At 66.7% G+C, this 11,012-nt stretch carries 9 protein-coding genes; 4 read left to right on the forward strand and 5 right to left on the reverse strand.

Annotation, left to right across the window (positions count from 1 at the left end; genetic code table 11):
• Window positions 1-179: 179 nt before the first annotated feature.
• The 3 genes from QQL87_RS37005 to hydA all read right to left on the reverse strand — a co-directional run bounded on the left by QQL87_RS37005 (window position 180) and on the right by hydA (window position 3,559).
• Window positions 180-941, reverse strand: coding sequence for an SDR family oxidoreductase (locus QQL87_RS37005; RefSeq protein ID WP_284424064.1), 762 nt, complete (start codon window positions 939-941; stop codon window positions 180-182).
• Between the two features lies 1 nt (window position 942).
• Window positions 943-1,914, reverse strand: a complete 972-nt coding sequence (locus tag QQL87_RS37010) for an NAD-dependent epimerase/dehydratase family protein (protein WP_284424063.1) — start codon at window positions 1,912-1,914, stop codon at window positions 943-945.
• A gap of 175 nt (window positions 1,915-2,089) precedes the next feature.
• Window positions 2,090-3,559, reverse strand: a complete 1,470-nt coding sequence (gene hydA, locus QQL87_RS37015; RefSeq protein WP_284424062.1) for a dihydropyrimidinase — start codon at window positions 3,557-3,559, stop codon at window positions 2,090-2,092.
• 156 nt (window positions 3,560-3,715) lie between these two features.
• Here hydA and QQL87_RS37020 point away from each other — a divergent pair, with 156 nt between their 5' ends.
• Complete coding sequence (locus tag QQL87_RS37020) at window positions 3,716-4,375, forward strand: aspartate/glutamate racemase family protein (protein ID WP_284424061.1); 660 nt, start codon at window positions 3,716-3,718, stop codon at window positions 4,373-4,375.
• 256 nt (window positions 4,376-4,631) lie between these two features.
• Here the strand turns inward: QQL87_RS37020 and QQL87_RS37025 are convergent, their stop codons facing one another.
• Both QQL87_RS37025 and QQL87_RS37030 read right to left on the reverse strand, forming a co-directional pair.
• A complete protein-coding gene (locus QQL87_RS37025) occupies window positions 4,632-5,558 on the reverse strand; it encodes an N-carbamoyl-D-amino-acid hydrolase (protein WP_284424060.1) in 927 nt (308 codons plus the stop codon).
• A gap of 311 nt (window positions 5,559-5,869) precedes the next feature.
• Window positions 5,870-7,099, reverse strand: coding sequence for an amidohydrolase family protein (locus tag QQL87_RS37030; protein ID WP_284424059.1), 1,230 nt, complete (start codon window positions 7,097-7,099; stop codon window positions 5,870-5,872).
• A gap of 255 nt (window positions 7,100-7,354) precedes the next feature.
• Here QQL87_RS37030 and QQL87_RS37035 point away from each other — a divergent pair, with 255 nt between their 5' ends.
• The 3 genes from QQL87_RS37035 to upp all read left to right on the forward strand — a co-directional run bounded on the left by QQL87_RS37035 (window position 7,355) and on the right by upp (window position 10,754).
• A complete protein-coding gene (locus tag QQL87_RS37035; protein ID WP_284424058.1) occupies window positions 7,355-8,611 on the forward strand; it encodes a GTP cyclohydrolase II in 1,257 nt (418 codons plus the stop codon).
• A gap of 15 nt (window positions 8,612-8,626) precedes the next feature.
• Complete coding sequence (locus QQL87_RS37040; protein WP_284424057.1) at window positions 8,627-9,850, forward strand: URC4/urg3 family protein; 1,224 nt, start codon at window positions 8,627-8,629, stop codon at window positions 9,848-9,850.
• Between the two features lie 274 nt (window positions 9,851-10,124).
• A complete protein-coding gene (gene upp, locus QQL87_RS37045; protein ID WP_284424056.1) occupies window positions 10,125-10,754 on the forward strand; it encodes a uracil phosphoribosyltransferase in 630 nt (209 codons plus the stop codon).
• The last annotated feature ends 258 nt before the right edge of the window (window positions 10,755-11,012 follow it).

The following is an 11,012-nucleotide window of genomic DNA, read 5'->3' on the forward strand; positions in this document are numbered from 1 at the left end:
AATATTGTCAGGGATCAGCCCGGTCCAAAATGTCAGGGATCAACCCGGTCGGACCCCCGCGGACCCCCCACCCCCAACCCCTCCCCGCAAGGGGGAGGGGAGCCCACCGCAGTCGGAGCGATAGCTCGGCTTTCAACTGCAAATCAGGACTCGCCTTATCTCGACCTTGCAATCCGCTCCTACGCCGCCAACCACCCGCCATCCACGGGCAGCACGATGCCGGTCGTGAACGACGCCTCGTCGCTGGCGAGGAACAGTGCGGCCGCGGCAACCTCGTCGGCCTCGCCGAAGCGCTTCATGGCGTGGCGCTGGCGCGAGGCCTCGCGCACCGGCTCGGGATCGGCATGTCGCGCAAAGCTCCGGCGCAGCAGCGGCGTGTCGATCGCGCCCGGCGCCAGTGCATTGACGCGGATGCCGTCGGTGGCGAAGTCGACCGCCATGGTGCGCGTCAAACTGATGATCGCGCCCTTGGCCGCGATATAGGCGCTGTTGCCCTTGCCGCCGGCGACCGCGAGCTGCGACGCCACGGTGATGATCGAACCGTTTTGTTGACGCTGCATGATCGGCACGGCGTGTTTGGCCCACAGCCAGGTGCCGCCGACATTGGCACTGAAAACCGCATCCCAGTCGGCGGGATCGGTGGTGACGACGGTGCCGCCACAGGAGAAGCCGGCTGCGGTCATTAGCACGTCGAGCCGGCCGCGCGCCGTGGCGACGTTTTCGATCGTGGTCTTGGCGAAATCGGCGACGCCGACATCGCCGACATGGACGCTGCCGTCACCGCCCGCGTCGCGCACGAGCGCCAGCGTCTCCTCGGCGCCCGCGGCGTCGCGATCGACCAGCGCAAGGAACGCACCTTCGCGCGCAAACATCACGGCACTGGCGCGACCGATGCCCGAGCCGCCACCGGTGATGATCGCGACCTTGCCTGCGAGCCTCATCTCAGTCTCTCCCATACTGATCGAACCAGCGGCCGAAATGCTCGGCAGACGCTGCGCAGTCGAACCGCGCATGCCAGCCGAATTCCTCGGCAAGCCGCGTCGTCGACAGCCGGCCACGGTTCGGCGCGAAAACCGGCACCGTCGGCGTCTCGCCGTCCTGCGCCAGCCGGCAGACGAAGCCGGGGCGGCCTTGCGCAAAGGCATGGCCCCAGGCCACGGCCGTGAACGTGGCTGCGTTGGAAATGTTGTAGAGCGTATGCTGCGGTGTCTCGGCTTCGAGCAGCAGACAGACCGCATCGGCCACGTCGACCGCGTAGACCCAGTCCTTGTCGCCGGGCTCGTTCAGCAGCGCGGATTCATTGCGCGCGCAGCAGGCCGCGATCAGCGCCTGCGGCGATGGCGTGTCGCGCACACCGCCGCCGCGCTCGAACGGGCCGAACACCGCCGAGAGTCTGACGCTGATCACGTCGGTCTGCCACAGATCGCTGAGCCGCGCCGCGACACGCTCGGAGGCGAATTTCGTGATCGCGTAGAGCGACACCGGCTCGCACGGCGTCGTCTCCTCCAGCAGTTCATAGCGCTGGCCACTCGCGCCATAGGACGCCGCCGAGGACAGGTTGATCACGCGACGGACGCCAGCGCTGCGCGCCGCCTGCAGGATCGGCACCTGCGCCAGCAGATTGACCGCGAGAATGCGCTCAGGATCAGCCGCATCGCGCTCGGGTCCCGCGGTGATTGCCGCGCCCATCACCACGGCATCGCAGCCGCCGGCAACGGCTGCGGCAACAACGCGCGCATCGGTGACGTCGCCCGTGATCAGGCGCAGCCGCTCGCCATGATCAGCGAAGGCGCGCTGCGCGGCGCTCGGCAGCGGGGCTGCATCGAAGATGGTGACCGCATGGCCGCGCTCGAGCAGCCCCTGCGCGATGTTGAGCCCGACGAAGCCGGCGCCGCCGAAGATCAGGACATGCATGAGACTAGCCTCTCGATGGAGGCCTCATGGTTCGAGACGGCTGCTGGCGCAGCCTCCTCACCATTAGGGGAACCAGCTTGCGCGCCACAGGGCTCGCTCTTCCTCCTCATGCTGAGGAGGGCGCGAAGCGCCCATCTCGAAGCACGAGGCCACGGACCGTGGTCGGCGCGGCTGATCACAGCAGCGTCGCCCCGAAATTCTGCTCCGGGTCCATGTCCGCCACCAGGCGTCCGGTCGGCTTCGCCGCCTCGCCGCCGCTGCGGGCGAGGAACTGGCCGGAGCCGGGCTGAACCGAGAGCTTGCCGCCATCGACGATGACGCGGCCGCGCGACAGCACGGTCACCGGCCAGCCCTGAACGCTGCGCCCCGCGAAAGGCGTGTAGCCCGCGAGGTCATGCATGTCGGCATCAGCAATGGTCACGCGCTTGTCCGGATCCCACAGCGCGATGTCGGCATCGGCGCCGATCGCGATCGCGCCCTTCTTCGGGTGCAGATTGTAGACCTTGGCCGGCGCCGTCGCGGTCAGCTCGACGAACTTGTTGAGGCCAAGCCGTCCCTTCGACACCATGGCATCGAACAGCAGCGGCAGCCGCAGCTCCAGGCCCGGCAGGCCGTTGGCGATCTGCTTGAAGTTCGGGTTGGGGCCGGCGCGCAGCTTGCCGGTCTCGTCGAAGCGATACGGCGCGTGATCGGACGAGATCGTCTGCAGATCGCCGAGCGACAGCGCCTGCCACAGCGCCTCCTGGTCCGGCGCACGGCGCGGCGGCGGACTGCACATCCATTTAGCGCCCTCGATGCCGGGCTTGTCGAGATCTTCGGCCGTCATGAAAAGATATTGCGGACATGTTTCCGCAAACACCTTCAACCCCTGCCCGCGCGCATCGCGGATCACTTTCGCGCCTTCCGCGGTCGAGACGTGGAAGATCATGATCGGCTGATCGACCAGCGCGGCCATGCCGATCAGACGGTTGAACGCCTCGGCCTCGGAGAAGCGGGCGTGGCTGATGGCGTGATATTTCGGCGCGGTGTAGCCGCGCGCCAGCAGCCGCTTCACCATCCAGGAGATGATGCCGTGGTTCTCGGCATGCGCGCACAGCATCGCGCCGCCCTCGCGCGCGGCGACGAGAATGTCGAGCAGCGGCTCGTCGTCGATCTTGAGCCGGTCATAGGTCATGAAGATCTTGATCGAGCCGTGGCCCTGCCGGATCAGCGCCGGCAGGTCGCGCTCCAAGGTCTCCTTGGTCGGATCGGCGACGATCATGTGGAACGCGTAGTCGATGACCGCGCCCTTGCGCGCCAGCGCGTGATACTCCTCGACCACCTGCGGCAGCTGCATCCCGACATGCTGGGCGGCGAACGAGATCACGCTGGTGGTGCCGCCGAACGCCGCCGACGTGGTGGCGCTCTCGAACGTATCGGCGTTGACGATGCCGGCGGCCGATAGCTGCTCGATATGGCAATGACTGTCGACGCCGCCGGGCAGCACGTATTTGCCCCGCGCGTTGATCTCGCGCTTCGCAGGGCCCAGGCCGCGGCCGATCGCCGCGATGGTCTCGCCCGAGATGGCGATATCGGCCTCGAACGTGTCGGTGGTGGTGGCGACGCGCCCTCCCCGGATGATCAGGTCATAGGCGGGCTCGGTCATCGCGATCTCCTCGTCAGTTCTGCCATGTGGAACACCGCGTCGTTGCGGCGCGCCGTCGCGCTGGGCGCATGATGGCATCATCAGCCCCATTGCGTCATCCGTGGCATAGTGGTTGCCTGTCATGCGCCGTCAACACCGAAGAAGCAGGTCCGTCCCATGTCCCGCCCGCGCATCACCGTGATCAATCCGAACTCCAACCAGGTGGTCACCGACGGGCTGGCTGCGGCGCTGAGACCACTGATGTTTGCGGAGGGGCCGGAGATCGTCTGCGAGACCTTGAAGGAAGGCCCCTACGGCGTCGAGAGCCAGAAGGACGCCGACAGCGTCACCCTGCCGCTGCGCCGCTTCGTCGAGGGCGACAATGCCTCCAGTGCGTTCGTCATCGCCTGCTACAGCGATCCCGGCCTGCATGTCTGCCGCGAGGCGACGACGCGGCCGGTGCTCGGCATTGCCGAATGCGGCGTGCTGACCGCGCTGACGCGCGCCGACACGTTCGGCGTGCTCGCGATCGCGCAGCGCTCGATCCGCCGCCACATCCGCTATCTCCGCCAGATGGGCCTGATGGACCGCCTGGCCGCCGAGCGGCCGCTCGACATGACCGTGGCGGAGACGGCGTCCGGCGAAGGCACACTGGCAAAGATGATCGCCGTCGGCCGTGCGCTGAGGGACGAGGACGGCGCCGGCGCCATCGTCATGGGCTGCGCCGGCATGGCGCGGCATCGGAGGGGTCTGGAGGATGCGCTGGGCATTCCGGTGATCGATCCGACCCAGGCTGCGGTGACCATGGCGCTCGGCGCGGTGGCGTTTGCGGGGTGAGTGAAGGTGCTCGCTGATCTCGCGATCACCCTGCACAGCTCTGCCCCACCGGCCACCTCACACTCCGCTGTCGTCCCGGCCTTGAGCCGGGACCCATAACCACCGGCCGACCTGAGGCAGACAACTGCCAGTTCCGTTCCTCGATAGCTTCCGCGGTATGGGTCCCGGCGTTCGCCGGGACGACACCGTTGTTGTTGCTGCGGTCGTGGCCAACAAGCGTGTCGTGCACGCCTCGGCAGCTCGGAAAATAGCCGCCTCACTCCGGCGGTACTGCTCCCGTGCGGCTGGTGATCAGCCCGTAATGCTCGATGCGTCGATGCCTGGCGAAATCGAAGATCGTTTCCTTGCCGAAGCGCGTCGCATCCATGTCGCACGACACCACGAGCACCTCGTCACCCTCGGTCTGGGCTTCAGCGACGATCTCACCGTCGGGGTTGACGATCAGGCTGCCGCCGATCAGATGATGGCCGTCCTCGTCACCGGCCTTGGCCACCGCCACCACCCAGCACGAGTTCTGATAGGCGCCGGCCTGCGCCGACAGGCGGTTGTGGAACAGCCGCTGCTGAAGACCCTCGGCGCTCTTCAATGAGTTCACCGACGGCGTGTTGTAGCCGATCAGCACCAGCTCGACGTCCTGCAGCCCCATGACGCGGTAGGTCTCCGGCCAGCGGCGGTCGTTGCAGATCGCCATGCCGATGATGCCGCCGAGATTGCGCCACACCGGAAAACCGAGATCGCCCGGCTCGAAATAGCGTTTCTCCAGATGCTGATGGCTGCGCGCGGGCTCGAACTCCTCGTGGCCGGGCAGATGCACCTTGCGGTACTTGCCGACGATGGTGCTGGTGCGGTCGGTGAGAATGGCGGTGTTGTAGTGGTGACCGTCCGAGGTCAGCTCGGCATAGCCGAGATACATCGCCATTTCATGCTGCGCGGCGCGGTCGAACAGCGGCTGCACCGCAGCGTTGGGCATGGTGCGTTCGAACCAGTTGTCGACCTCGTTCTGATCCTCCATGTACCAGCGCGGAAAGAACGTCGTCAGCGCCAGCTCCGGATAGACGATGAGATCGGCCCCCTTCCGCTTGGCCTCGTCCAGCAGCGCGATCATGCGCGCGACGACGACCTCGCGGCCATCGGCCCGCTGGATCGGTCCCATCTGGGCGGCGGCCACATTGATCACGCGCATGATTTCATAACTCCGGAATCAGTCCGTAGGGTGGGCAAAGCGACGTCTTGCTCGGTAGATGGACAAACGACGGCGGAAGCGTGCCCACCGCGATCGCGCACGCACGCCAGAACGGTGGGCACGGCGCGCAATCCACCGGCGAATGCCGCAACAGCGACGCATGCGCCTTTGCCCACCCTACGCACCTCCATCCGTCATTGCGAGCGAAGCGACGCAATCCAGGGCGACACGAGGACTCTGGATTGCTTCGTCGCTGCGCTCCTCGCAATGACGAATGTGATGATCGCGTCATGCAACAAAACATACCGTTGTCACACCGGCCGATGCAGCACGGGCCGCGTGCGCGAGAACGACGGACGGCCGCGCTTGAGGCCCCAGAGCGGTTGCGCCAGGGTTGCGACCGCCTCGGTCGGATCAACAGCATCGATGCAGACGAGATCAGCCGGCGCGCCAACCTCAATGCCATAGTCATTGAGCCGCATCAGCTTGGCCGACTCATGCGTCACCATGTCGAGGCAGCCGGCGAGATGGTCGGGGCGCGAGACGTGGCAAACATTGGCGTAAAGATTGGCCATGCGGATCAGCGAGCCGTCGCCATAGGGTGTGAAAGGGTTGAGCACATTGTTGGTCGACAGCGAGCAGGTCACGCCCTTGTCGCGCAGCGGCTCCAGCGGCACCACGCCGCGTGGGATCGCATGATCCTGGCGACGGCCCATCAGATGCAGGTCGGTCGAGGGCAGCACGGTGACGGCGACACCCGCATTGGCGAGTTGCGTCGCGATCGCGTTGAAGCGCTCCGGCGGCAGCAGCGACAGCTGCGTGACATGGCCGACCGCAACGCGGCCGCCCCAGCCATATTCCTCCGTCTTGCGGCAGACATATTCGATCTGCATGTGATCGAGCGTCTCGGCGAGGTCGAGATGCATGTCGATGTCGACGTCGTGATCCCTCGCGATCGCGAAGATCCGGTCGATCTGCGCCCGCGGATCGGTGTCGAAATAGGGCGCGGCGCCGATGGTGCGCGCGCCGCGGCGCAGGCCTTCGATCAGGAGCTCCTCGGTGCCGGGATAGTTCGTCAGCCCTTCCTGTGGAAACACGCAGATCTCGAGATCGAGCGCCCAGGCATAGTCGCGCGCGAGCTGCTGGATGGCCTCGAAGCCGATGAAGCCGATGCCGGGATCGAGCTCGACATGGGTGCGCATCCGCATCGTGCCGTGGCTGACGCAGCGCTCTACCGTCTGCCTGGCCCTCGCATAGACATCCTCGGCCGTGAAGTTGCGCTTCGCCGCCGCGGTCTCGCGAACGGCCTCGGCCACCGTGCCCTCGCGGATCGTGCAGCGATCGAGGATGCAGGTCTTGTCGAGATGGATGTGCGTCTCGATGAAGCCGGGCACGACGAGGCAGTTCTCGGCATCCCGCGCCACACCGTCAGCCGGCAGCGACGGCGCGATCGCCACGATGGTGCCATCGGAAATTCCGATATCGGCGCGGCGCAGCTCACCTTGCTGCGCCAGCACCGCATTGCGAATGATCAGGTCCATGCCGCCTTTGCCGTCGGGGAATCCGCACGCGCCAAGCTGGCGGCCCCGCGCCCAAAAGGCAAGCGCCATGCCAGCCCCGGCCGCCGCGCTGCAACGCCACCCGCCTCCGACACCATTTGTTTACAAATAGCGGCCGACCGGGAAGCACTTGTTTGTCCGGGAAAGACTGCTATATTGGTGCATGGATAACGTGAACTCGTTCTGCTCAGGCCCGTCGTCAAGGCGGGCCGTTGCCGTTTTGGGGGTGGCTCACCAATGACGCGCTCCAACCGCACGGATCACATCCGCCTGACCTCGCACCCGGTGCCAGGCGCGAAGCACAATTTCCCGCTCCACTGGGGCGCCGAGAACGCGCGCGAGCGCGGACCGATCATCGGCACGGTGTCGCGTCCTCAGGACCGCAACGTGATCGGCAGCCATGGCGGCTCCTACACGGTGTACCGCGCGCTCGCGGTGTCCTCCGGCGCGCTCGACCCGATCCGCCGCCCCGATCTCACCAACACCCATCCCGCCGCCACCATAGGTCCGTTCGGCCAATGGCGCGATCCGGCGAAGATCGTCGCGCTCGATCCCTGGGGCCATCTGGTCGCTGAGAACTTTGGCGGCGAGATCGCGGAAGGCATCGACATCCGGCCGACCATCGCGGTCACCAAGGCGCGGATCGAGCTTCCCGAACTGCATGCCGCGCTCGCGGCCAAGCGCCTCGTCCATGATGGCAATGTCGTGCATGCCAATGGCAGCGTCTCGGTCGTCAAGATCGCGATCGACCCGGTGTGGTACCTGCCCGGCGTCGCCGCGCGGTTCGGCACCAGCGAGACCAACCTGCGCCGCGGCCTGTTCGAGCAGACCGGCGGCATGTATCCGGAGCTGGTGACGCGGCCCGACCTGCAGGTGTTCCTGCCGCCGATCGGCGGCACCACGGTCTATCTGTTCGGCGACGTCACCAAGCTGAGCGACGTCAGGACGAAGATCACATGTCGCGTGCATGACGAGTGCAACGGCTCCGACGTGTTCGGCTCCGACATCTGCACCTGCCGCCCCTATCTGATTCACGGCATCGAGGAATGCGTCGCCGCCGGGCAGAACGGCGGCCTCGGCATCATCGTCTACAACCGCAAGGAAGGCCGCGCGCTCGGCGAGGTGACGAAGTTCCTGGTCTACAATGCGCGCAAGCGCCAGGAGGACGGCGACGCCGCGGCGGCCTATTTCGAGCGCACCGAATGCGTCGCCGGCGTGCAGGATGCGCGCTTTCAGCAGCTGATGCCCGACGTGATCCATTGGCTCGGCATCACACGCATCGACCGTTTCATCTCGATGAGCGACATGAAGCATGATGCGCTGACAGGCCAGGGCGTCGACATCGTCGAGCGCGTGCCGATCCCCGACGAGTTGATCCCGGCCGACGCCCATGTCGAGATGGCCGCGAAGAAGGCTGCCGGCTATTTCTCGCTGGAGCCGCAGAAGCCGCAAGAGCTCGGCGACACCGTCGGCCGCCCGCTCGAGAAGTACTGAGCGCCACGGCAGATCATGACCGACATTTCCAATCTCCTGTCCGCCCGCGCCGTGCGCGAGCGGGCGCATCAGCTGCTGGCGCTTGGCCTCGATGGCAGGCTGCCGCATTTCCGCGTCGAACTCGACAAGCTCGACGCGATCGCCAACCTCGTGCGCGATGTGACCAGCAAGGCCTATCCGGACGGCGTCGTGCCGTTCCATTCGCGCTGGCGGCATTTCGTGGTCGCTGGCGTCGACCGCTGGGCTGAGATCGCCGGCAAGGGGACGTGGCCGGATGCGGCGGCGCGGGCGCGCACCGAGTTCGATCTCGCCATCACCAGCGTCCTGCTCGATGCCGGCGCCGGCGCGGCCTGGCGCTATCAGGATGCCGTAAGCGGTGCGAAGATCGGCCGCTCCGAGGGGCTGGCGCTGGCCAGCCTCGACATGTTTGCGAGCGGCGCGTTTTCGGCTGACGCGCGCGATCCGTTGCGGGCCGATGCCGCCAGGCTGCAGCAGCTTACCGTCGCCGATCTCGAGCGCGGCTTCCAGGCCGGCCCTGACAATCCGCTGGTCGGGCTCGAGGGCCGCGTCGCGCTGCTGCGAAGGCTCGGCGAGGTCGCGGCTGCGCGGCCAGAAATCTTCGGCAGCAGGGATCGCCCGCGTCCCGGCGGCCTGTTCGATCAGCTCGCCGCTGGTGCCACCGGCGCCCGCATCCAGGCCGCTGATATCCTGCAGCAGGTGCTGCTACAGCTCGGCCCGATCTGGCCATCGCGCCTGACGCTGCAAGGCACCGCACTCGGCGATTGCTGGCGGCATGCCTCCGTCGTCACCGACGATGCGACCACCGGTCTCGTGCCGCTGCACAAGCTGTCGCAATGGCTGAGCTATTCGCTGATCGAACCGCTGCAGCGCGCCGGTCTGGTGGTCGACGACATCGACGGCCTCACGGGCCTTGCCGAATACCGCAATGGCGGCCTGTTCATCGACGGCGGCGTGCTGAGCTTGCGCGATCCCGCCGATGCCGGCCGGGCGCATGCCGTTGATTCCCCGCTCGTGGTGGAATGGCGCGCGCTCACCGTCGCCCTGCTCGACCGGCTCGCCGCGCTGATCCGAAAGCGCACCGGGCAGACCGCCGAGCAGTTGCCTCTGGCGCGCATCCTCGAAGGCGGCACCTGGGCCGCCGGCCGCAGGCTCGCCTTCGAACGCCGTCCGGATGGCTCCCCGCCGCTGACCATCATCAGCGACGGTACGGTGTTTTAAGGGGATTGAGGTAGGCTCGCGTGCTAACGGACTCCATCATTGCGAGCGCAGCGGCTTGTTCGCCATAGCCCGAAGGGCGACGGCGGAAGCAATCCAGGGCCGAAAATGGCAGTCTGGATTGCTTCGTCGCTTCGCTCCTCGCAATGACGACACTGATCAGTTGCGCGTAGGGTGGGCAAAGCGCAGCGTGCCCACCATTCCAAGCTGAGCTAAGATCAGGTGGGCACGGCGCTTCGCGCCTTTGCCCCGCCCCTACGCTTCGGAGATGAAAGCCATGGAAGGCGTCACGGTCGTCGATCATCCGCTGGTGCAGCACAAGCTGACCCTGATCCGCGACAAGTCGATCTCGACCAAGTCGTTCCGCGAGCTGCTGAAGGAGATCGGCATGCTGCTGTGCTACGAGGTTACGCGCGATCTGCCGCTGGCCGAGGTCGAGATCGAGACGCCGCTGGCGCGGATGCAGTCGGCCAAGATCGCCGGCAAGAAGCTGGTGTTCGTGCCGGTGCTGCGCGCCGGCGTCACCTTCGTCGACGGCATGCTCGACCTGGTGCCGACCGCGCGCGTCGCCCATATCGGCCTCTACCGCGAGCCGCAGACCTTCACGGCCGTCGAGTATTTCTTCAAGGCGCCGTCCGACCTGCACGAGCGGCTCGCCGTCGTGGTCACGCCGGTGCTGGCGACCGGCAACAGCGCGGTCGCCGCCGTCGACCGCCTCAAGGAACGCGGCGCCAAGGACATTCGCATGGTCTGCATGATCGCCGCGCCGGAAGGCGTCGAGCGCGTCCGCGGCCTGCATCCCGACGTCGCATTGTGGACCGCCGCCATCGACGACGGCCTCGACGACGACGCCTTCATCGTCCCCGGCCTCGGCGACGCCGGCGACCGCGCCTACGGCACGCGGTAACGGTGCTTAGGTTCTTTGGACCTCATCCTTCGACACGTACGGCTTGCGCGACGCTCCTCAGGGGTGAGGACCAAATTGCACAACGATGCTTGCCCGCAGATGAGCGCGGATTTGACGAGAATGGGCAGTGCACCGGGCTAGTGTGCCAGTTAGTTAATCCGTCATGCCCGGGCTTGTCCCGGGCATCCACGTCGTTCCAAGTGCGCCGGACGACGTGGATGGCCGGGACAAGCCCACGGCTGTCCGGTTTAGAATGAG

The sequence above is a fragment of the Bradyrhizobium sp. SSBR45G genome (genome assembly GCF_030159255.1).
GTDB lineage: Bacteria > Pseudomonadota > Alphaproteobacteria > Rhizobiales > Xanthobacteraceae > Bradyrhizobium.

Bases quoted from the DNA above. Each gene is read 5' to 3' on its own strand.
- QQL87_RS37025 (WP_284424060.1), bottom strand. From the start codon at position 5,558: ATGCGCGTGATCAATGTGGCCGCCGCCCAGATGGGACCGATCCAGCGG.
- QQL87_RS37005 (WP_284424064.1), bottom strand. From the start codon at position 941: ATGAGGCTCGCAGGCAAGGTCGCGATCATCACCGGTGGCGGCTCGGGC.
- hydA (WP_284424062.1), bottom strand. From the start codon at position 3,559: ATGACCGAGCCCGCCTATGACCTGATCATCCGGGGAGGGCGCGTCGCC.
- upp (WP_284424056.1), top strand. From the start codon at position 10,125: ATGGAAGGCGTCACGGTCGTCGATCATCCGCTGGTGCAGCACAAGCTG.
- QQL87_RS37040 (WP_284424057.1), top strand. From the start codon at position 8,627: ATGACCGACATTTCCAATCTCCTGTCCGCCCGCGCCGTGCGCGAGCGG.
- QQL87_RS37035 (WP_284424058.1), top strand. From the start codon at position 7,355: ATGACGCGCTCCAACCGCACGGATCACATCCGCCTGACCTCGCACCCG.
- QQL87_RS37020 (WP_284424061.1), top strand. From the start codon at position 3,716: ATGTCCCGCCCGCGCATCACCGTGATCAATCCGAACTCCAACCAGGTG.
- QQL87_RS37030 (WP_284424059.1), bottom strand. From the start codon at position 7,099: ATGGACCTGATCATTCGCAATGCGGTGCTGGCGCAGCAAGGTGAGCTG.
- QQL87_RS37010 (WP_284424063.1), bottom strand. From the start codon at position 1,914: ATGCATGTCCTGATCTTCGGCGGCGCCGGCTTCGTCGGGCTCAACATC.